Source organism: Rathayibacter tritici, assembly GCF_002932875.1.
GTDB classification, from domain to species: Bacteria; Actinomycetota; Actinomycetes; order Actinomycetales; family Microbacteriaceae; genus Rathayibacter; species Rathayibacter tritici.
Genome location: NZ_PSWS01000023.1, coordinates 16189 through 37532 on the forward strand (window position 1 = coordinate 16189; position 21344 = coordinate 37532).

A 21344-nucleotide genomic window follows, 5' to 3' on the forward strand; every position below is an offset into this window, starting at 1 on the left:
CCCTGCGCGCCATTCACGTGCTGTTCCACGCCGCACGGTCGGGGCCAGCTCGCCCACGAGATCAACGGACCCACGGACGAAGCCCGGCGCCTCCGCTCGATGCTCAAGCAGGCGTCCGAGCAGTAGGCGCGGAATCTCACACGCACCAAGATTCTCCGCCTGTGTCAAGGTAGTCTTGACACATGTCCAAGACGGTTGCTCAGCAGGCGCGTCAGCTCTACCGAAGCGTCGGAGAGGTACTCGCTTCACCGGTGCTCCAGGAGACCGAGCGGCCGCTCGACACCGTCGCGGCCGCGCAGGAGATCAGTGAGCAGGCTGGCGGACTCTTGACCGCCGCCGTCGACGCCGCGCGTCGTGATGGCCTCACGTGGCAGCAGATTGGGGAAGTGCTCGGCGTCAGCAGGCAGGCGGCCTTTCAACGCTTCAGCCACTCCATCCCCGCCACGTCGAATGTCCCGAGCGAGACGCGCGCCTCGGAAGCACGGGTCGAACCAGCCGTCATCGAGCGCGCAACGACGGCCATCGATCACCTCGTTCGTGGAGAGTGGCAAGCCGTCGTAGAGGAATTTGATGACGCTCTGCGCGAGAGCGTCACTGCGGACGGATTAGCGGCGGCGTGGTCGAAGATCATCTCCGCAGCGGGGACGTTCGATCGGAGAGCGGGGACCGAGGCGGTCCGGGCTTCACGGCTGATCATCACGAATACACGACTCGTCTTCGAGCACGACGACTGCACCGCACGCGTTGTTTTTCGTGACGACGGCCGTATCACGGGGCTGTTCATCCTCGCCGGATCGCCGTCATGAGCGGCTCATCGGAACGACTGACGCGCACGACGCCTGGCCGCGGTATGGCTGGCAGTGAGGGGGAATTCATGATCGACGTGCAGCACGTGGTCGTCGCCGTGGACATGGTGACACTGCTCCCTCCCACGAGCGTGCGAGTCGAGGCAGGTGAAATCGTGGTCGTTCGGGGTAGGAACGGCGCGGGTAAGTCGACGCTGCTCAAGGTGCTCGCCGGTGTGCGCTCACCCACCGGCGGAACCGTGACCATCGGTGGTGAGCCGGTTTCCCGCCGCAACCCAGCGTTTCGACGTCGGGTCGCCTCCCTCATCTCTCTCCCACCACTGGCATCAGACCTCACAGTGGAGGACCACGTCAGGCTTGTCGCCGCAACATGGTTCAACGAGTCTGACGGTGCAGAGCGTTGCGCGTCGGAGGCGCTAGGCGCGCTCGCTCTCGATGGATTGCTCCACAGGTTTCCGCACGAGCTGTCCTCGGGGCAACAGCAGCTCTTCGCCCTCGCGCTCGCGGTCGCGCGGCCATTCGAGGTGCTTGTGCTCGACGAACCGGAACAGCGTCTCGACGATGAGCGCCTCGCGCTCGTGGGGGATCTGCTCGACAAGCGTCGATCTGACGGCGTGGCCATCGTCATAGCAACCCACAGTGCCGCGCTCACGGATCGTCTCGCGGACCGCGTCCTCGACCTGGATCACCCGCAGTGACCTCCCGCCTCGTCTCGGCAACCGGCATCTGGCGCGGGCGGCAATCTCGGGTGGCCGGTGATCGTGCGTATATCGCGTATTCGCTGGTGCTGCTCGTGCTCGTCGTCGTGATGCCCGTGGTGCGCGCCGCGTGGCTTTCCGTGACGACACCAGAAACTGCCAGCACGCTGACCGGCTCGGGTGCGACGGCGATCGCCGCTATCGCCGTCCTCGCACTGTGGGCCGCAGCGCTTGTCACCGGACGAAGCCGCGGGCCAGCCGTCGCACCTCCTTTCTTCACCTACGCCCTGACGGAGAGCGACCTGCCACAGCGCGAGGTCTTCCGTTCGCGCGTCGTGGTGGCGGTCGTCGTCGCAACCGTCGCGAGCGGAGGCATCGCCGTCTTCTTCGGCGCGGCACTCGGCACGGCCGGCCTCCTGACTCCACCGAGCGTCATCGGATTCACCATCCGCGGCATGCTCATTGGGACGATCAGTGCGGTGTGCTGGCTGGGCGGAGAGGCCGCCCCGAAGGCATCCGCGGTCTTCGCCGGCGTCTTGATCGCCGCCGCCACACTCGGAATCGTCGGCATGGATTCCGGAGCTGTCGTCGCCCAGCTGTCGAGCTGGGCCTGGGCGTCGGCCACCGCCGACGTACCCGCGATCGCCGTCCTCGCCGCGCTCTCCGCGGTCGGTCTCGGCGCGGCGCCAACACTGCTCGACCGGATCAGCGAACGAACGCTCACGGTGCAGTCCGCCCGCTGGAACGTCGCGATCGCGCATGCGGTGAGTCTCGACTTCACAGCTGTATCGGAGTCGTACCAGGCCCGGCCCTCCAGAGGGCGTCATTTCCGCGCAGTGGTCCGCGGTGCGAATCCGGTCAGCCTCGTGGTCGTCCGTGACACGATCGGTGCCCTGCGCACACCCCTGCGTGCACTGAGTGGTGCCCTGACGATCGTCGGATCGGCCGTCCTCCTCGCTGCAGCGGCGGCGGCTCCTAGCGCAGCTCCGCTGCTTGGAGCGCTTGCCGCGGCGTTGCTCTACATCGGGTCCGGCGCATTCAGCCGCGGCCTCCAGCACATCAGCCAGGTCGCCCGCGCCCAGCCTCTGTACGGCATGAGCGACGGCGTGCTCCTCGTCTTGCACACCATCTTCCCGGTACTCATCTCGGTAGTCATCATGGTGACGTCGACGATCAGCATCAGTCTCGTGCTTGTGCCCAGCGCGGTGACGTCCCTCCTGTGGAGCTCCGCCACTCTGCCGGTCGTGGTTCTCGCCGCCCGAATCAGCAACGCGCTGCGCGGACCATCGCCCATCTTCCTCCTGGTGCCGGTACCGTCGGCCCTCGGTGACCCCATGCCCGTGATTCGAGTGCTGTGGGCTCTCGACGCTCCGCTCTTCGCTGTCGTGGCTGGCATCGCGGTGACACCGGGGCTGCTAGGCGTGGGTGGCTTGGTCACTGTGTCCGTCATTATCGCTCTCTCTTTGCTCGTTCGGTGGCTGCGTCGGGCCTGAGCCGGACCGGACAAACGCGAACCGACCAACCGCAAGGGGTAGACAAGGAGCCCTACCTCGGCTAAGGTTTGCGCCACGCGGCCGGGAGAGTGCGCGTTTCATTGCCTGAGAAGTGCGACGCACTCGTGAGCGTCACACGTGACAACGTCGCTCGCGAGCTTGCCATCGCTCTCTCCAAACCGTCACGTCCCATCGGTCAGCTCCGGTTACTACCGGAGTTTTCGACCGATACTTTTCGCGGGCAAACAGCAGTGCCAGTGGCACGATCTTGTGTCTCTGGCGCCTTTATTCTTCGTTGCGCCTGCTGGAGCTCGTCAGCCACCTCCTCGACGAGGTACACCACACCGGAGCGATTGTTCCGGAACACGAGAAAGGGAATCCAGATGAACAGTGAAGTGCTCGAAGTGCAGACATTCGCCAACGCGGCGCTGTCGTCCGTTGAGGCCGGCGCCCGCACAGACGGGTCCATCCCGGCAATGACGACACCGACCGTCGTCGTCGCCACCGAGTACGTCGTCGCGGGCAGCACCGTCTGCCTCATCTGCTAGGGCGAGCGGCTCTCCGCTCAGCGACACAGTGGAGAGCCTCATCGCTCCGTATTCCACTCACGCCCAAGGCGGGTCACATGTTACTGCAACGCCTCCAGCTCTCTCAGCAAATCACCAGCACCCCACGGCAACACGCCGTCAACGCCACGATGGCACCGATCGCGTTCGGCCAAATTCTTGCGTCCGTCGAGGCTCTGAGCATCGGGGGCCTCTATCGACGCGACGGACTGCTCCGCGGTGTTTCTGCACGCACTATGCCGCCGGGCACCTTCCGCCGTCGGCTCAGGACTGTGCTCGACTCGCCGGTCACCCCAAGGATCCTCGCATCGGTGAACCTCGCAGCCTCGGTTGCGCTACTGCTCGGAAACAACCGAAGGCCAGTACAGATCTGGGCGTCCGCCATAATCGGCGCTTGTAACCGGCTCAACGAGATACGCACCCCCTATGGCAGGGACGGCGCCGACCAGATGACGGCCGTGATCACACAGTACCGCGCGATATCCGCCCTTATCCCTGGTGCGGACCGATCCGACGACCTCTTTCTGCGTGCCGTGAACTTTCAGTCCGGGCTCAGCTACTTTGTCTCGGGCCTCTCGAAGCTCTTCGGGTCGAGCTGGGTGCAGGGCGACGCGCTGGGCGAAATCGTGCAAACCCAGGCCTACGGAAGCGGCCCGGCCGCGGAAGTTCTTCGATCCCGACCCTGGCTCGCCCGCCTACTCACGTGGGCCACGCCTATCTGGGAGCTTTCCTTTCCCATCGTCTACATGCTGCCGAAGCGCTGCGGTCGACTAGCGCTGGTGGGGGTGAAGGGATTCCACGTCGCAGTCGCCGCGGTCATGGAGCTTCCCCGCTTCATCTGGGGCTTCACAGGCTCCCACGGTGCCGTCGATTACGTCATCCGACGCCACGTCCTGCCATCTTCACAGCTCGAGCGGGTCGTGCTAACGGTAGCGGCGGCGGTCACCGCGACCTCCGCCACCTACGCAGCGGCCCAGCGCGCCCTCGACATCGAGCGCCGTCGCGGCCTCAAGGGCACTGAACTGTGGCCCATGAATGACGGCGACATCGAGTACGTCCACCGCGCTCCGACCGTAGCCGACACGGACGCCTCCACCGCACCGGTCGTGATCCTCGAAGCCGGCCTCGGGAATCCCCTCGACGCCTGGACCTGGGTCTCCGCCTTCTCCCGACCGGACTGCCACGTCATTGCGTACCACCGGCGGGGGTACGGACAAACCACTTCATCTGCGCTGCCGCACACCGTCGTCGATGCACTGGTGCGAAAGACCCGATCCTCCGGCCCTCTCATCGGGGTCACGCACTCCATCGGCCTTCTAGCTCTGGCCGGCTACGCCGACCGTGACATCGCCGGACGCCGAATCGCCGCTGCGGTCATCGTGGACGGAACCGATCCCGACCTCCTCGCCGCGGATCGGAAGGACCGCCGCCGCGTTGGCACCTATCTGCAGGCGCAACTGCGAACCATGTTCGCCGCACTGACCGGAATCTACAACTTCGCGCCCCACGCGGTCGGGCGACAGTCCCGGTACGAGCCGGACCAGCAAAACGGCATCGTTCAGTTCGTTTTCGGCCCGCGAAACATCTACCGCGCGATCGGTGAATACTTCGAATTCGAGACCGATCAGGTCCTCGATATTTTGCGATCTATTCCGAATCGATACCTCGTCGCATCTCAGGAGAACGCCGCTCAACAGGCGGAACTCGCGATGAAACTCGGTGCTGAATATACTTTGGTTCCCGACTCGTCACACCGATCAATCATCGGATTTCGTGAGAACGCCCAGCAGGTCGCCTTGGTCATTGATGGGGCAGTCGATGGCGCGTCCTGACCTCAGCCAAGCCGTCGGAGTGGCCGCGGTCGGCGCCCTCACCGCGCACCTCATCGCGACTACGTTGTTCAACACCCCAGACTCCTTCAACCTGGACCTCCGTCGGTACGTCGGCGGTTGGACAATCCCTGGTTGGCGTTTCTTCGCCCCGAATCCCGGCGTACAGAACGTGCATCTACTAGTTCGGACGGGAGACGGCATCTCTCCCACTGCAACGTCGCTGTGGCAGGACGTCACGCCGATAATCGATCACCGCGCACTCAACGTGGTTCTGAATCCGCGCAGTCGCGGACCGAAGGCCCTATTCGACGCCATGCAGCAACTCTCGGTGATGAGGTCGAACTACGCGCGATTCGACTGGATCACCTCGAGCACCGCCTACGAACTCGTGACCGATGCTGCCCGCGGCCTGCTGCCAGATCGAAAGACCGACCGGTTCCAGTTCCTGCTAATGAACTACTTCCCGGTTGCACCCGAGGGACAGCGAATGCAGCCGGTCCTCATCTCTAGGTGGGAAAGTGTGTGGCCTGGAGCACGCTCATGACCGCTCCACAACCGCCCGCAACCTTCCAGGGTTCCGAACTTCATCTGCACGTGTCCGGATCAATCTCAGCGTCCCTCGTTCCCTGGTGGATCAACTGGATCCGCTTCACGACACCGGATGTCGTGATTAACCTATCCGTTTCGTCGCGGGCGACGTCCTTCGTGACCGTCGGGGCACTTCAAGGACTCGCCAACGGCGAAGTCTGGCTCGACGACTGGGACACCCCAGGCCTGCCGCACTCGTGGCGAGACGGTCGAAGCGGGAACTCGGAGTGCATTATAGTCTTCCCCGCGACGCTTGACACGGTCATGCGCCTGGCACAGGGCCGAGCCGAATCGCCGGCACTGATGATGCTGCAGATTACCAATCTTCCCATCGTGCTCGCAGACGTGTTCCCGGCCGAGAATGCGGTAATAAACCACTGGCGTGAGGTGCTGTTGAAGCGTCCAAACGTAGCGTTCGCCCCGCCAGTAGAGACGCCCCGCGCCGACAATCGCAAGACTACCACCAGCGGTTTCAACCTTCCCGGCGCACTCGCCACTGCGAACGAGGCGATCGCGGCCAGCCGAGCGTAATTCCTCGGCGATAGCGTGGCCTTCGGCTCCTTGAGTATCGAGAAAGAATGTGCACCTGAGTGCATTGTTCGTATGGTTGGATTCGCGAGCAAGGCAGCTCCTAAAATACCGATTCTTCGGGACGACAATTGAATGCCCCTTTTCGGATAATCCTTAAGTGCAGGCCAACCGGTAATGCTCACGGTGCCGAAGAGCGCCGCGCAGAACGCGGCATCGACCGCTTCCTGACGCTTCCGTTGGACGAGCCGGGCCCCCCCGAGGGGTCCGGCTCGTTCGAGTGCCCGGGTTACGCTTCTCCGATGGATATCCGGGTCGCCGCGTACGGCGTGATCATCGACGGCGAGCGGATGCTGCTCGCGCACTGGAGCCAGGGCCCCTGGTCGGCATGGACCCTCCCCGGCGGCGGGATCGAGGAGGGCGAGTCGCCCGCGGATGCTGCGATCCGCGAGATCTTCGAGGAGACGGGCTACCGCGCTGAGCTCGAGGCCCTCATCGGAGTCGACTCGCATGTCATCCCCGCGCACCGTCGCGGTGAGCCCGACGCTGGTCCACTGCACGCCATCCGCATTGTGTACCGCGCGCGCGTCGTGGCTGGCGAGCTCACCCACGAGGTCGACGGGTCCACGGACGCTGCCGCCTGGTTTTCGCTCGGTGAAGTCGAGGAGCTGGAGCGCGTCGAACTCATCGACGCGGCGCTCACCATGAACGAGACCTGGCTCCTGCGCTGACGGCGCCCGGGAATCCCCCGTCTCCCCTCCGTGTTCTCCCTGTCGTGATCGTCGAGCTCTACACCTCAGCCTTCTGCGGGGCCTGTCACGCGGCGCGCTCGGTGCTCGAGCGGGCAGCGGAGCTGGTCCCGCCGCCGAGATCCGTGAACACGATGTGGCCTTCCATCCCGTCGAGGCCGAGGCCGCCGATATCCGCTCCACACCGACGGTCGTCGTGCGTGACAGCACGGGGGACATCGTGTTCCGCGCAGAGGGTGCGCCCTCCCTCCCCCAGGCTCTCGCCGCCCTCGCGCTGGCGCTCCCCGCGTAGGGTGGCCGGGGGAGGCTCCATGCACCGTCGTACCGCATTCGTGTGCACCGTCGCGACGCTCGGCGCACTCGCCCTCTCCGGGTGCACGGCGGACGAGCCCGCGACGACAGCGACGGTCGGGCTGGGCCGCGGTGGCGAACGGGCCGAGGTCCTCGGCGTGGTCGTCGTCTGCTCCGGATCCATCGACGGCCTCGATCTGGCCGCCTCCGACTCCGCTCCTGCGGCCATCGGCGACACTCTGCAGAGGATCACCCGCTGGGTCTCGCCGTCACCAGTCACGCAGCTGGGTGCGACCGACCTCTCCGGACGGACGATCTGGCCCGCCGACAGGGAGGTCGAGCGGTTCCCGCCGGGCGTCGACTTCGCGCTCGGTGCCTATGCGACCGATCGCTCCGTGCTCTCCCGCCCCGTCGTGTTCACGGCCGAGCAGTTCGACACTCTCTCCGTCGGCGAGATCATCGTCGGCGATGTCCGCGACGGCACATCCAAGACCCTCTCCGTGCAGGAGTTCCTCGGCGTCGCCTGCCGACCGCGCTGACCGTCAGGACGCGGCTCTCCGGCCGACCCGTTCCGCGCGGCGGTCGACCGCTGCGCGGTGCTCATCACTCCGATACGACGAGAAAAACCGGAGCGGCCGGAAGACTGTGGAGCCTAGGAGATTCGAACTCCTGACATCCTGCTTGCAAAGCAGGCGCTCTACCAACTGAGCTAAGGCCCCGGGCTGGGGACGGGGCGATCCGCCTCCGAGAGTCGAACGGCCCGCCACTGCGAGGTGGTGAGCCGTCCGGCACGGGTGGGGGTACCAGGACTTGAACCTGGGACCTCTTCATTATCAGTGAAGCGCTCTAACCGCCTGAGCTATACCCCCGGATTGACCAGAGGAGACTCTACCGGACCTGCCGCCAGAATCCCAATCGGCCGCCGCCGCCTACTGGTTGGTGAAGCCGACCAGCAGCCCGCCGGTGATCTTGACGCTGAGGTTGTACAGCATCGCGACGATCGCGCCGAGGGCCGTGGTGACGATCGTGTTCAGCACCGCGACGACGATCGCGAAGCCCATGACCTGCGGTAGCGAGAGGAACGTGTTGAGGTCGAACGTCTCAGCGCCCGCGACCTCCTGCACCAGGCCGTTGACCTTCTCGAACACACCCGTCTGGGAGAGGACCGTGTAGACCAGGTAGACGACGACGATCGTGATGATCGCGAGCGTCAGACCCAGCAGGAACGAGAGCTTGACGGCCGACCAGAAGTCGACGTAGACGAGCTTCAAGCGAACCTGCTTCGCCGCCGGACTCTTCGCAGACTTCTTGGCGAGCTTCTCGGCGACGGTGCTACTCATCTACGGACCCATCCTCCTCCGACACCGGGCCGGACTCGGCCGCCGCCGCGGCGTCGGGATCCTCGTCCTGGGCGTCGAGATTACGTTCGGTGTTCTTGGCGAGTGCGATGATGCGGTCATCCTCAGCGAATCGTGCGAAGACGACTCCCATGGTGTCGCGACCCTTGGCCGGTACCTCGGCCACGGCAGAGCGTACCACCTTGCCACTGGCGAGCACGACGAGCACCTCGTCGTCCTCGCCGGTGATGATCGCGCCGACCAGGTCACCGCGCTTGTCCTCCAGCTTGGCCACTTTGATGCCCAGACCGCCGCGTCCCTGGAGCCGGTACTGATCGACCGCGGTGCGCTTCGCATATCCGCCCTCGGTGACCACGAACACGAAGCCTTCGTCACTGACGACATTGGCGTCGAGCAGACGGTCCTCCCCACGGAACGACATCCCCCGCACGCCCGAGGTGGAGCGGCCCATCGGGCGCAGCGCCTCATCGGAGGCGGTGAAACGGATGGACATTCCCTTGCGCGAGACGAGCAGCACGTCGCTGTCTTCCTCCACCAGCAACGCCGAGACCAGCTCGTCGCCGTCGCGCAGCTTGATCGCGATGATCCCCCCGGACCGGTTGGTGTCGTACTCGGCGAGAGCCGTCTTTTTCACCAGCCCGTCGCGCGTCGCGAGCACGAGATAGCGCGCCACCTCGTAGTCGCGGATGTCGAGGATCTGCGCGATCTGCTCGCCCGGCTCGAGCGCGAGCAGATTCGCGATGTGCTGCCCCTTCGCGTCGCGGCCCGCCTCCTGCAGTTCGTAGGTCTTCGCGCGGTAGACCCGCCCGGTGTTCGTGAAGAACAGGAGCCAGTGGTGCGTGGTGGTGACGAAGAAGTGCTCGACGATGTCGTCGGCCTTCAACTGCGCGCCGCGCACACCGCGGCCGCCCCGGTGCTGCGCGCGGTAGGAGTCGCTCCGAGTGCGCTTGAGGTAGCCGCCGCGGGTCACGGTGACGACCATCTCCTCCTCGGGAATCAGATCCTCGACGCTCATGTCGCCGTCGAAACCGAAGAGGATCTCGGTGCGGCGGTCGTCGCCGAAGCGATCGACGATCTCCTCGAGCTCGTCCGAGATGATCGTGCGCTGACGCTCGGGGCTCGCGAGGATCGACTTGTAGTCCTCGATCTCGGCCTGGATCCGGTCGTGCTCGTCGACGATCTTCTGACGCTCGAGGGCCGCGAGTCGGCGCAGCTGCATGTCGAGGATGGCGCGGGACTGCACCTCGTCGATGTCGAGAAGCTCCATCAGGCCGTCGCGCGCCTCCTCCACCGTGGGGGATCGGCGGATCAGCGCGATGACCTCGTCGAGCGCGTCGAGCGCCTTGAGGTAGCCGCGCAGGATGTGGATCCGCGCCTCCGCCTCGTCGAGGAGGTACTGGGTGCGGCGCACGATGACCTCTACCTGGTGGTCGACCCAGGCGCGGATGAAGCCGTCCAGCGAGAGCGTGCGCGGGATGCCGTCGACGATCGCGAGCATGTTGGCGCCGAAGTTCTCCTGCAGCGGCGTGTGCTTGTAGAGGTTGTTCAGCACCACCTTCGCCACGGCATCGCGCTTGAGGACGACCACGAGGCGCTGACCGGTGCGGCCGGAGGTCTCGTCGCGGATGTCCGCAATGCCGGAGACACGCCCGTCCTTGACCAATTCGGCGATCTTGATCGCCAGATTGTCCGGGTTCACCTGGTACGGCAGCTCGGTGACGACGAGGCAGGTGCGGCCCTGGATCTCCTCGATCGAGACGACGGCGCGCATCGTGATCGAGCCGCGACCGGTGCGATACGCGTCCTGGATACCGCGGACGCCGAGGATCTGCGCACCGGTGGGGAAGTCGGGGCCCTTGATCCGCTGCAGCAGCGCCTCGAGGAGTTCCTCGCGCGTTGCATCCGGGTTCTCGAGCGCCCACTTCGCGCCGGCGGCGACCTCGCGCAGGTTGTGCGGCGGGATGTTGGTCGCCATACCGACCGCGATACCGACGGAGCCGTTGACCAGGAGGTTCGGGAAACGGGCCGGGAGGATCGCCGGCTCGCGGGTGCGGCCGTCGTAGTTGTCCTGGAAGTCGACGGTGTTCTTGTCGATGTCGCGGACCATCTCGAGCGCGAGCGGCGCCATCTTGGTCTCGGTGTACCGCGGAGCGGCCGCGCCGTCGTTGCCGGGGGAGCCGAAGTTGCCCTGCCCGAGCGCGAGCGGGTAGCGGAGGCTCCACGGCTGCACCAGGCGGACAAGGGCGTCGTAGATCGCGGAGTCGCCGTGCGGATGAAACTGGCCCATCACGTCGCCGACGACGCGGGAGCACTTCGAGAACGCCTTGTCCGGGCGGTAGCCGCCGTCGTACATGGCGTAGATGACGCGACGGTGCACCGGCTTGAGGCCATCGCGGACCTCCGGCAGAGCACGGCCCACAATGACGCTCATCGCGTAGTCGAGGTAGGAGCGCTGCATCTCGAGCTGCAGATCCACCGGCTCGATCTTGTCGTGCCCGTGGATCACGACACCGGTCTCGGTGACAATGTCGTCACTCTCGTCCGGTCCGGTGGGGGTGTCTGCTTCGTCTGCCATGGTCTCTGGTCTCTCAGGTGGGTCCGTGTCCCCGAGGTGCGAGGGCGGCGGTCGCGCTGGGTGTCAGGGGGTCGGTTGTCGGTGGGTGGCGGTTCGGCGGTGGTCGTGCGGCCCATTGAGGGCCGCCGTCACCTTCTCCACGTGGCCGGGTCCGCGGCCGTGTGCCGCGGGGCTGCCGCCTTTCGGATCGCGGTGCGATCGCGGGGCTGCCGCCTTTCAAAGGACGTGAGGTTCCTCGACATTTAGATGTCGAGGAACCTCACGTCCTTCGCATTCTTCTGAATGAAGGAGCGGCGGGACTCGACGTCCTCGCCCATCAGGGTCGAGAAGATCTCGTCGGCCGCGGCCGCGTCATCGAGGGTGACCTGGAGGAGGGTCCGCGTGGCGGGGTCCATCGTCGTCTCCCACAGCTCCTTGTAGTCCATCTCGCCGAGGCCCTTGTAGCGCTGGATACCGTTCTCCTTGGGCATGCGCTTGTTGGTCGCCGAGCCGTGAGCGATCAGCGCGTCGCGCTCGCGGTCGCTGTAGACGTACTCGTGCGGCGAATTCGACCACTTGAGGCGGTACAGCGGCGGCTGCGCGAGGTAGACGTAGCCGAGGTCGATCAGCGGACGCATGTAGCGGAACAGGAGCGTCAGCAGGAGCGTCGTGATGTGCTGCCCGTCTACGTCGGCGTCGGCCATCAAAATGATCTTGTGATACCGGGCCTTATCGGGGTTGAAGTCCTCGCCGATGCCGGCCCCGAACGCCGTGATCATCGCCTGGACCTCGTTGTTGCCAAGGGCGCGGTCGAGCCGGGCTTTCTCGACATTGAGGATCTTGCCGCGCAGGGGGAGGATCGCCTGAGTTTCGGGGTTCCGGCCCTGCACCGCGGATCCGCCCGCCGAATCGCCCTCGACGATGAAGATCTCGGAGATCGACGGGTCCTTCGACTGGCAGTCCTTGAGCTTGCCCGGCATACCGCCGCCCTCAAGCAGGCCCTTGCGACGGGCCGTCTCGCGCGCCTTTCGCGCCGCCATGCGGGCCGACGCTGCCTGGATCGCCTTGCGGATGATGTCCTTCGCCTGGCTCGGGTTGCGATCGAACCAGTCGGCGAGCTGCTCACCGGCCACCCGTTGCACGAATGCCTTCGCCTCGGTGTTGCCGAGCTTGGTCTTCGTCTGGCCCTCGAACTGCGGCTCGCCGAGCTTGATCGAGACGACGGCGGTGAGGCCTTCGCGGATGTCGTCGCCCGAAAGGTTCTCGTCCTTCTCCTTGAGCAGGTTGTTCGCGCGCGCATAGCGATTGACCAGGGACGTCAGCGCGGCGCGGAAGCCCTCTTCGTGGGTACCGCCCTCGTGCGTGTTGATCGTGTTCGCATAGGTGTGGACGCTCTCGGTGTAGGCCGTCGTCCACTGCATCGCGACTTCGAGCGAGATGCGGCGCTCGGTATCCTCCGACTCGAAGTCGATGATCTCGGAGTGCACCAGGTCTGATTTCTTCAGCGAGTTGATGTACTCGACGTAGTCGACGAGCCCCTTCTCGTAGTGGAAGACGTCGGTGCGGTCGCCCTCGGTCTCGTCCTCACCCTCCCCCTCGAACTCGACCTCGTTCTGATCGGTCAGTGCGATGCGCAGACCCTTGTTGAGGAATGCCATCTGCTGGAAGCGGGCGCGCAGGGTCTCGTAGTCGAAGTCGACCGTTTCGAAGATCCCCGCGTTGGGCCAGAAGGTGATCGTCGTGCCGGTCTCGTCGCTGGCCTCGCCCTGGGCGAGCGGGGCGTCCGGCACGCCGTCGGTGAAGCTCATCCGGTACACGGCACCCTGGCGCTTCACCTCGACCTCGAGGCGCGTCGAGAGCGCGTTGACCACGGAGGAGCCGACGCCGTGCAGACCACCGGAGACCGCGTAGCCGCCTCCGCCGAACTTGCCGCCGGCGTGCAGGACGGTCAGCACCAACTCGACTGTGGAGATGCCCTCCGTCGGATGCATGTCGACCGGGATGCCGCGGCCGTTGTCGGCGACGGTGACGCCTCCGTCGGCGCGCATCACGATGTCGATGTTGTCGCAGTAGCCCGCGAGCGCCTCGTCGACGGCGTTGTCGACGATCTCGTAGACCAGGTGGTGCAGACCGCGCGGACCCGTGGACCCGATGTACATGCCGGGGCGCTTGCGGACCGCTTCAAGTCCCTCGAGGACCTGGATCTGGTTAGCACCGTAGTCGCCGGAGGACTTGGTCGACATGCTCTCGTGCGCAGCGGAGGGTCCGGCGGAGCCGTTCGCGTCCAGGTCGTTCGCTTCGGGTGACGTGGAGTCGTTCGGCTCTTGTGTCATAGCTGTGGAGTTCTCCTCTGACGGTCCGTCGTAACGCGCACGGGGATCTGGAGATCGCCCGCACGGCGTCGTCATTGCGGTTCGGCGGCCCTCCATTCTACCGCGTGCGGGCTCGATCCGAAGCGCTGGACGGCGATCTGCGGCGCGAAACTTCGGCGGTCGACCGAAAATGCGTTGTCAGCCGTAGGTGTCGCGCGGACCACGCCCTGGAATGGACCTGGGACCCTTTTTCCAGTTCGGGACGTCGGGGCCCAGGAAACGGATCGACGCGATGCCCGCCTCGGGGAAGTTCACGGCGATGTGGTTCATGATCTCGATCCGCATCAGCCGCAACTGCGTCGACCACGCCGTCGACTCGCAGGCGACGGTCAGGACGCCGTCGACGACACCCACCGGACTCGAGTGCTTAGCTGTCTCCTCTCCGGCGATCGCCGTCCACGACGACATCAGGTCACCCTGGGCAAGTGGCGCCGTCCAGCCGAGCGTCACGGTCAGGGAGTCGAGGACGTCGCCGAGGTCGTGCGGGTCGCGGCCCTTGCCGAACGGGATCGCGTCACCGCGGGGCTCTGCGCGCTCCACGGTCTTCCGGATGCGGCGCGGGCCGTCCGCACCGAATACCTCTTTGAGGTGGCGGTAGACGCGGGCGGCTTCGGAGTCGGGGGCGCCGCGACGGGGCGCGTCAGCCATCGGCTGGCTCCGTGCCGACGATACGCCCCGCCTCGATCCGCACAGTGTGCGCGGCCAGCGCCTCCGGCACATCGTCGAAGACGGCTGCGGTGATCAGCACCTGCTCGTAGTCGGCGACGACGGAGGCGAGCCGCTCGCGTCGCCGCGCATCCAGTTCGGCGAAGACGTCGTCGAGCATGAGCACGGGGTCGCCCATCGGGGAGTCGCGGCGCAGCAACTCCGCCGCCCCCAGCTTCAGCGCCAGTGCGAACGACCAGCTCTCGCCGTGGCTGGCGTATCCCTTCGCCGGCAGCGCATTGAGTTCGAACTGCACGTCGTCGCGGTGCGGGCCGATGAGGGACACACCCCGGTCGAGCTCGCGACGCCGCACCCCGGTCAGCGCCGTGGCGAACGACGGCGCCAGACTCTCGCCCGCCGCCGGCGAGGCAGAGCCCGGCTGCTCCACCGGCTCGCCGTCGTCGTCGACCGCGCCCTCGATACTCAGGCGCGAGCGGAGCACCGGGCGCTGGTCGGCGCCGGCGACCGCCTCGTAGGCTGCGCGCACCGGCCCGCTCAGCTCCTCCACCAGAGTGAGGCGGGACTGCATGATCTCGGTCCCGAGCGCGATCAGGCGCTCGTCCCAGATGTCGAGGGTGCCGAGCTTCGACGCGTCGCGGACCCCGCTCGCCCGCGCCGACTTCAGCAGGGAGTTGCGCTGGCGCAGCACGCGCTCGTAGTCCGACTGGACCGCGCTCATCCGGGGGGAGCGGAGGACCACCAGCTGGTCCAGGAAGCGTCGCCGCGCGGACGGATCGCCCCGGATCAGCAGAAGATCCTCCGGTGCGAAGAGCACGCTCGAGAAGAAGCGGGGAAGCTCGCGCGGCTTGATCCCGCCGCGGTTGATCTGCGCGCGGTTGGGCGAGGAGCGGTTGATCTGGACCTCGGCCAGCAGCTCGCGCTCCCCGTTGCGCAGGCGGGCACGAACGACGGCGCTGTCGCGGCCGGCGCGGATGAGCGCCTGGTCGCTTGATACGCGGTGCGAGCCGAGGGTGGAGAGGTAGCCGAGCGATTCGACCAGGTTCGTCTTACCCTGTCCGTTCCGCCCGACAAAAAGATTCGGCCCCGGGACGAGCGCAACATCGACGGATTCGTAGTTGCGGAAGTCACTGAGCGCCAACTGCGTCACCTGCACGTCGCGCTCCTCTCCTCCGCCCCCCTAACAGACCATCGTCCCCCGCAATGTGGAGGCGGCCGAAGGCCCGCCGCCTCCGTGAGAGCATCCCTGCCTCACGGGGGCGGCGGGCCGCAGTCCGCCGTCCGTCACCGGCCCTGCACAACGCCACCACCCCTGAAAGCCGACCGCTGTGAGGCCGGGCAGGGACCGGCCGAGCCCGTGGAGTGAGCTCCGCTCAATCAACGGCTTTGACGCTATGCCCGCCGAACTGGTTGCGCAGCGCCGCGACGGCCTTCATCGCGGGGGAGTCCTCCTGGCGGGAGACGAAGCGCGCGAAGATCGAGGCGCTGATCGTCGGCACGGGGACGGCATTGTTGATGGCCTCCTCGATGGTCCAGCGGCCCTCGCCCGAGTCCTGCACGTAGCCCTCGATGTTCTTGAAGTCCGGGTCCTGCTCGAGGGCGCGGACGAGGAGCTCGAGCAGCCAGGACCGAACGACCGTGCCGCGCTGCCACGCCTTGAAGGTGCCGGTGACGTCCTTGATGATGTCGCTGCGGGTCTCGAGGAGCTCGTAACCCTCCGCGAACGCCTGCATCAGAGCGTATTCGATGCCGTTGTGCACCATTTTCGCGTAGTGGCCCGCGCCGACCTCGCCGACGTGGACGAAGCCCTCCTCGCGGGGGCCCTCCGGACGCAGCGCGTCGAAGACGGGCATCGCGTACTCGACGAGCTCCTTCGGGCCGCCGACCATCAGGCCGTAGCCGTTCTGCAATCCCCACACGCCGCCGGAGACTCCCGCGTCGATGTAGTGGATGCCCTTCGGCTTCAGCAGCGCGTCGTGCTTGAAGTCCTCGGTGAAGCGGGAGTTGCCGCCGTCGATGACGAGGTCCCCCTCGGTGAGCTTCTCCGACAGATCCTTCACGACCGCGTCGGTGATCTCGCCGGCTGGGACCATCACCCAGACGATCCGGGGCGAGGGAAGCGCGGCGATCATCTCGTCGAGCGAGGCGGCGTCCGAGACGTCCGGGTTCCGGTCGTAACCGGTGACCTCGAGGCCCTTCGAGCGGAGGCGGGAGCGCATGTTGTCGCCCATCTTGCCGAGGCCGACGAGTCCGATGTGCATGGTGAACCTTCCTGGATTCGTTGTCCGGCGGGCGGGCGCTCGTCGGGAGCGGGGCGGTCGCGGCTCTGCGATCCGGGGTGGTGGTCAGCGCAGGAGCAGGTTGGGCTGGAGCAGGTAGCGGTAGCTGTCGCTGCCGGGCTGCTCGCGCGAGGTCTGCGCGGTGATCAGGACGGGGCCGGGCTTGTTGGGGTTCTCGGTCTTCGTGAACGCGATGCGTACGAATTCGGAGTGGACGGCGGCGAGCCCGTCCAGCAAGAACTGGGGTTTGAGCGAGACGACCACGTCGTCGCCGGTCACGATCGCATCGATGCTCTCGGACGCCTGCGCCTGCTCGGAGCCGATGGCCTCGAGAGTGAGCCCATCGCTGCTGAAGCTGAAGCGGAGGGCGGCCTCGCGTTCGAGCACGAGCGAAACGCGGCGGACGGCCTCGATGAGGTCGCTGGTCGACATGACCGCAAAGTTCTCCACGGAGGCGGGGAAGAGGCGCTTCACGGGCGGAAAGTTGCCCTTGATCAGCAGCGAGGTGACGGTCTTGCGATCGGCGGTGAACGCGATCAGCTCGCGTTCGTCGCGGTTCGTGATGGCAATCGAGACGGTGCCGGAGTGGCCGAAGGTCTTACCGACCTCCTGGAGCGTCCGCGCCGGCACCAGAGCGGTGAGCGGCTGAGCCGGCGCCGGGTTGTCGCCGTTGTCCCAGTCGATTTCGCGGACGGCGACCCGGTAGCGGTCGGTCGCGACGAGTCCGATCGTGTTCTCGGTGATCTCGAGCTGCACGCCCGTGATGACCGGAGTCACGTCGTCGCGCGAGGCGGCGACCGCCACCTGCGAGACAGCTGCCGCGAAGGCGTCCGCCGGGACGAGACCGGTGGAGGCGTCGATCTCGGGGATGCTCGGGTACTCCTCCACGGGCATCTGCAGCAGCGTGAAGTGCGCCGAGCCGGCCGAGACCGAGACGCGCGACTCCTCCGTGGCGATCCGCACGGGTGCGTTGGGCAGGCGGTTCGCAATGTCGGCGAGAAGGCGGCCCGAGACCAGCACGGTCCCCGTCTCCTCGACGTCGGCTGCGATCTGCGTCTGTGCGGACACCTCGTAGTCGAAGGAGGACAGTGTCAGACCCTCAGCGGTCGCCTCGATGAGGACTCCGGAGAGGATCGGCAGGGTCGTGCGCTGCGGGAGCAGCTTGACCGCGAAGGACACCGCCTCGCTGAAGACATCGCGGTTGGCTTGGAACCTCACGAGTACACCCCTGACGAGTCGCGGACGAAGACCGTCGCCCATCGTACCCGTCGGGCTCGGCGCGCTCGGAAGGGGGTCGCCCGTCGAGCGCTCCCGAGCCGCTGTGAAGAGGTTGCTGGTCGAGGCCTGGTTAAAGAGAGAACTGCGTTAACAGTGTTAACACGTGTGGAAACTGTGGAAAGCGCTCCGGGACCCTACTGCTCAGAGGGATCGGAGCTACGCGACCCTGTGGAGGGAGTGTGAGCGCGGCCGTGGACGCCCTGTGGAGCGATTCGGGGCGATGCGCCGCCCTCCACAGGTGGGCGCTTCTGGCCCACAATTCCGAGGCGGTTGTCCACAGTTATCCACAGGTTCCTCACACTGTGGAAATCGTCGGCTGTGGCGCGTGAGACGGCGCGTCAGGCGCACAGGCGACTCGATGCGAGAGGTCGATGGGTGCTACTCGACCATCGAGTACACCGGGAAGTGGCGGATCGACCTCGGGCGACGGAGGATCGAGACGGGCACTCGCCCGAGGGACGGCCCGAAGCCCCGCGTCAGCGGTTGGTCTTGATGCGGGTGGTCAGCTCGGTGACCTGGTTATAGATGCTGCGGCGCTCCTTCATGAGCTCCGAGATCTTCTTGTTCGCGTACATGACGGTGGTGTGGTCGCGGTTGCCGAACAGCTGGCCGATCTTGGGCAGCGAGAGATTTGTCAGCTCGCGGCAGAGGTACATCGCGATCTGGCGTGCGGTGGCGACGGCTTGAGAGCGTGACGATCCGTAGAGGTCATCGACCGTGAGCTTGAAGTAGTCCGCAGTGTGATTGATGATGTCGACCGGCGAGATGACGTTGTCCTCGTCGAGCGTGATCAGGTCCTTGAGCACGGTCTGCACGAGCGACATGTCGACCGGAGTGCGGTTCAGACTCGCGAACGCGGTGACGCGGATGAGCGTCCCCTCGAGTTCACGGATGTTGCTCGACACCTTCGACGCCATGAACTCGAGGATGTCGTCCGGAACGAGCAGCTTCTCGCTCACCGCCTTCTTGCGGAGGATCGCGATGCGCGTTTCGAGGTCGGGAGCCTGTACATCGGTGATCAGGCCCCACTCGAAGCGCGAGCGCATCCGGTCCTCGAAGCCGGTCAGTGCTTTCGGCGGCAGATCGGAGGTGATCACGACCTGCTTGTTGTGGTCGTGCAGCTGGTTGAAGGTATGGAAGAACGCCTCCTGCGTCTCCGCCTTCCCCTGCAAGAACTGGATGTCGTCGATCAGGAGGATGTCGACGTTGCGGTAGCGGCCGTGGAAGGCGTTGCCCCGGTTGTTCGCGATCGAGTTGATGAAGTCGTTGGTGAACTCCTCGCTCGAGACGTACCGCACGCGGATCCCCGGATAGAGGCTCATCGCGTAGTGACCGATGGCGTGGAGCAGGTGTGTCTTGCCGAGCCCGGAGTCGCCGTAGACGAAGAGCGGGTTGTAGGCCTTGGCGGGAGCCTCGGCGACGGCGACGGCCGCCGCGTGGGCGAACCGATTGGATCCTCCGATGACGAAGTTGTCGAAGCTGTACTTGGGGTTCAACCGGGTGTCCGTGGCCGGCACGGTTCGCAGCTCCTCGACGACACGGGTCGGCGCGACCGTGGCCGAGGATGCGGTGATGGGCTCGAACGGGTTCATCGACTCCGCCGGCGACGGGGAGCTGAGCGGCTCGTGCTCGATGTCGGGGTTCACCACGAAGGCGAACGTCGAGACGCCGAAGGAGTCATCGAGCGTCCCGATCGCACTGAGCAGGGGCACCCGCACCCGCTGCTCGAGCATCCCGCGGGTGAACTCGTTCGGGACCTCAAGGTAGAAGGTGCCCGCCATGATGCCCTTGGGCTCCACCAGCGAGACGAACCCGTAGAGGGGAGCGGTGATCCGCTCGTCCTGGGACAGTGCGCCGAGGATCACGTTCCACGCGTCGACCATCGACGTGTCGTCTGTCATCTGTCTCCGGTCCTGAGTGGTGTCGCTGTGAAGTCGCTGCGGGAGTCGTCCGGTCCGGAGGCCTGTCGGAGGTCGTCGCGGCGCGGTGGTGGGCCGCGAACCGAGCCGCGGTCTCGAGTGCCGCTTCTCCACAGGGTTGTCCACCGGCCTCGAGTGATGCCTGTGCGGGAGCGGGAGGACGCGGATCCCACCTGTGGATAACTGCGGCTCAACACCGTAACCAACCGAGCCGACAGGAGACAAATCCACCACAGCGACTCCCGCGTGTCAATGAGCGGAAGCCCTCGTCCTCCGTGCATGATCGAGGATTCGCCCGGTCCACATTTGACCGGCGACGGTGCAGGCCGTAGCTTTAATCAGTTGACGCCTGCCCGGTGTCGTCCGTGCGGCCCTCGCAGGTTTCACGGAGCCGCAGCCGGGCACCCCTTCCTTCCCGGAGGATCCGAGTCGCCGCCCGAGCGGGTGGCGCCGGTTCGCGCCGCGGAACACGTACGTGGAGATCTGAATCATGAGCAAGCGAACCTTCCAGCCGAACAACCGTCGTCGCGCCAAGGTGCACGGCTTCCGTCTGCGCATGCGCACCCGCGCCGGCCGCGCCATCCTGAGCGCTCGCCGCGCCAAGGGGCGCACCGAGCTCTCCGCCTAGTAGCGACCGGTACCGACCAGCGGTGCTGGCCAGAGCCAATCGCATCGTCCACGGAGGCGAGTACCGGACAGTCGTCCGTCGCGGTGTGCGGTCCACGGGACCGCACACCGTCACGTATGTCCGCCGGTCCTCCGCGGCCGCTCCTGCGCGGTTCGGGTTCATCGTCGCCAAGACGGTCGGCACCGCGGTGACGCGCAACACCGTCCGCCGCCGCCTCAAGGCTGTCGCGTTCGAGCTTGTCCGCGAGATCGACCCGGGCACCCAGGTGGTCGTCCGTGCACTGCCGGGCAGTGCCGACGCTGCGTGGTCGGATTTGCGGGCCGAAGTCGCTACCGCGATGGCGCGGGCCCTGCGCAAGAGCGGTGCCCCCTCATGACGGCAGTACTCCCCCGCTGCGAGTCCTGGCCCGCCCTGCTCGGCTGGACGGTGCTCCTGCTCCCGAGGAATCTCGGCGTCCTGCTTCTGATTGCCTACCGGTCCGTCGTCTCTCCGCTCTACGGGGACGTCTGCCGCTACTACCCCTCGTGCTCCGCGTACGCGCTCCAGGCGGTCCAGTTCCACGGGCTCGTCCTCGGCTCCGTCCTCGCGGCCCGCCGTCTGCTCCGCTGCCACCCGTGGGCGGCCGGCGGCGTCGACGACGTCCCGACCTCGATCCCCCTGCACCGACCGGCTTCCGGCCGGACCCGCTTCGCTGTGACGCGAGCCGGGTTCGTCGTGGGCCCTCGAAAGGACTGACCTCACT

21 protein-coding genes and 2 tRNA genes are annotated in these 21344 nt (G+C 66.3%); 13 read left to right on the top strand and 10 right to left on the bottom strand.

The window, feature by feature from the left end; all coding sequences use genetic code 11:
* Positions 1 to 182 precede the first annotated feature (182 nt).
* The 10 genes from C5D07_RS03225 (at position 183) to C5D07_RS03265 (ending at position 8090) form a co-directional block, all read left to right on the top strand.
* Positions 183 to 806, top strand: a complete 624-nt coding sequence (locus C5D07_RS03225) for a DUF3887 domain-containing protein (RefSeq protein WP_104258662.1) — start codon at positions 183 to 185, stop codon at positions 804 to 806.
* 68 nt (positions 807 to 874) lie between these two features.
* Positions 875 to 1504 (top strand): ABC transporter ATP-binding protein, encoded by a 630-nt coding sequence (locus C5D07_RS03230; protein ID WP_104258702.1) that lies wholly within the window; start codon positions 875 to 877, stop codon positions 1502 to 1504.
* A complete protein-coding gene (locus tag C5D07_RS03235) occupies positions 1501 to 2997 on the top strand; it encodes a hypothetical protein (RefSeq protein ID WP_104258663.1) in 1497 nt (498 codons plus the stop codon). The genes C5D07_RS03230 and C5D07_RS03235 overlap by 4 nt, the downstream gene beginning before the upstream one ends.
* 383 nt (positions 2998 to 3380) lie before the next feature.
* On the top strand, positions 3381 to 3545 hold the full coding sequence (locus C5D07_RS15195; protein ID WP_146076708.1) for a cypemycin family RiPP: 165 nt from the start codon (positions 3381 to 3383) through the stop codon (positions 3543 to 3545).
* 77 nt (positions 3546 to 3622) lie between these two features.
* Complete coding sequence (locus C5D07_RS03240; protein WP_211286314.1) at positions 3623 to 5395, top strand: alpha/beta fold hydrolase; 1773 nt, start codon at positions 3623 to 3625, stop codon at positions 5393 to 5395.
* Positions 5382 to 5939 (top strand): hypothetical protein, encoded by a 558-nt coding sequence (locus tag C5D07_RS03245; protein ID WP_104258664.1) that lies wholly within the window; start codon positions 5382 to 5384, stop codon positions 5937 to 5939. The genes C5D07_RS03240 and C5D07_RS03245 overlap by 14 nt, the downstream gene beginning before the upstream one ends.
* The gene (locus tag C5D07_RS03250; RefSeq protein ID WP_104258665.1) at positions 5936 to 6514 is read left to right on the top strand and encodes a CypD family RiPP peptide-cysteine decarboxylase; all 579 of its coding nucleotides are present in this window, start codon (positions 5936 to 5938) and stop codon (positions 6512 to 6514) included. The genes C5D07_RS03245 and C5D07_RS03250 overlap by 4 nt, the downstream gene beginning before the upstream one ends.
* Positions 6515 to 6813: 299 nt before the next feature.
* Positions 6814 to 7242: an NUDIX hydrolase gene (locus C5D07_RS03255; protein WP_068250056.1), complete on the top strand. Its 429-nt coding sequence runs from the start codon at positions 6814 to 6816 to the stop codon at positions 7240 to 7242.
* A gap of 154 nt (positions 7243 to 7396) precedes the next feature.
* Positions 7397 to 7552, top strand: coding sequence for a hypothetical protein (locus C5D07_RS16020; RefSeq protein ID WP_249028160.1), 156 nt, complete (start codon positions 7397 to 7399; stop codon positions 7550 to 7552).
* Positions 7553 to 7571: 19 nt separating this feature from the next.
* Positions 7572 to 8090, top strand: a complete 519-nt coding sequence (locus C5D07_RS03265) for a hypothetical protein (RefSeq protein ID WP_104258666.1) — start codon at positions 7572 to 7574, stop codon at positions 8088 to 8090.
* A gap of 107 nt (positions 8091 to 8197) precedes the next feature.
* Here the strand turns inward: C5D07_RS03265 and C5D07_RS03270 are convergent.
* From C5D07_RS03270 to dnaA, 10 genes are all read right to left on the bottom strand, one after another.
* A tRNA-Ala gene (locus C5D07_RS03270) sits at positions 8198 to 8270 on the bottom strand.
* Between the two features lie 76 nt (positions 8271 to 8346).
* Positions 8347 to 8420 (bottom strand) — tRNA-Ile (locus tag C5D07_RS03275).
* Between the two features lie 60 nt (positions 8421 to 8480).
* On the bottom strand, positions 8481 to 8891 hold the full coding sequence (locus C5D07_RS03280; RefSeq protein WP_068250046.1) for a DUF3566 domain-containing protein: 411 nt from the start codon (positions 8889 to 8891) through the stop codon (positions 8481 to 8483).
* A complete protein-coding gene (gene gyrA / locus C5D07_RS03285) occupies positions 8884 to 11484 on the bottom strand; it encodes a DNA gyrase subunit A (protein WP_068250044.1) in 2601 nt (866 codons plus the stop codon). The genes C5D07_RS03280 and gyrA overlap by 8 nt, the downstream gene beginning before the upstream one ends.
* Before the next feature lie 242 nt (positions 11485 to 11726).
* Positions 11727 to 13706, bottom strand: a complete 1980-nt coding sequence (gene gyrB, locus C5D07_RS03290; RefSeq protein ID WP_249028163.1) for a DNA topoisomerase (ATP-hydrolyzing) subunit B — start codon at positions 13704 to 13706, stop codon at positions 11727 to 11729.
* A 267-nt stretch (positions 13707 to 13973) separates the two neighbouring features.
* Complete coding sequence (locus tag C5D07_RS03295; protein ID WP_068250042.1) at positions 13974 to 14483, bottom strand: DciA family protein; 510 nt, start codon at positions 14481 to 14483, stop codon at positions 13974 to 13976.
* The gene (gene recF / locus C5D07_RS03300) at positions 14476 to 15654 is read right to left on the bottom strand and encodes a DNA replication/repair protein RecF (protein WP_068250038.1); all 1179 of its coding nucleotides are present in this window, start codon (positions 15652 to 15654) and stop codon (positions 14476 to 14478) included. The genes C5D07_RS03295 and recF overlap by 8 nt, the downstream gene beginning before the upstream one ends.
* 217 nt (positions 15655 to 15871) lie before the next feature.
* Positions 15872 to 16759, bottom strand: coding sequence for a phosphogluconate dehydrogenase (NAD(+)-dependent, decarboxylating) (gene gnd / locus C5D07_RS03305; protein ID WP_068250035.1), 888 nt, complete (start codon positions 16757 to 16759; stop codon positions 15872 to 15874).
* Between the two features lie 84 nt (positions 16760 to 16843).
* Positions 16844 to 17995 (bottom strand): DNA polymerase III subunit beta, encoded by a 1152-nt coding sequence (dnaN, locus tag C5D07_RS03310; protein ID WP_068256744.1) that lies wholly within the window; start codon positions 17993 to 17995, stop codon positions 16844 to 16846.
* A 536-nt stretch (positions 17996 to 18531) separates the two neighbouring features.
* Positions 18532 to 19956, bottom strand: coding sequence for a chromosomal replication initiator protein DnaA (dnaA, locus tag C5D07_RS03315; protein WP_104258668.1), 1425 nt, complete (start codon positions 19954 to 19956; stop codon positions 18532 to 18534).
* A gap of 508 nt (positions 19957 to 20464) precedes the next feature.
* On the opposite strand from dnaA, the gene rpmH reads away from it, so the two are divergent.
* The 3 genes from rpmH to yidD are packed head-to-tail and all read left to right on the top strand — an operon-like array spanning position 20465 to position 21337.
* Positions 20465 to 20602, top strand: a complete 138-nt coding sequence (gene rpmH / locus C5D07_RS03320; protein WP_027692766.1) for a 50S ribosomal protein L34 — start codon at positions 20465 to 20467, stop codon at positions 20600 to 20602.
* Between the two features lie 22 nt (positions 20603 to 20624).
* The gene (gene rnpA, locus C5D07_RS03325) at positions 20625 to 20978 is read left to right on the top strand and encodes a ribonuclease P protein component (protein WP_068256742.1); all 354 of its coding nucleotides are present in this window, start codon (positions 20625 to 20627) and stop codon (positions 20976 to 20978) included.
* Positions 20975 to 21337 carry a membrane protein insertion efficiency factor YidD gene (gene yidD / locus C5D07_RS03330; protein WP_104258669.1) on the top strand — a complete coding sequence of 121 codons (363 nt, stop codon included), beginning with the start codon at positions 20975 to 20977 and terminating at the stop codon, positions 21335 to 21337. Before rnpA ends, yidD begins: the two co-directional genes overlap by 4 nt.
* Positions 21338 to 21344: the final 7 nt, after the last annotated feature.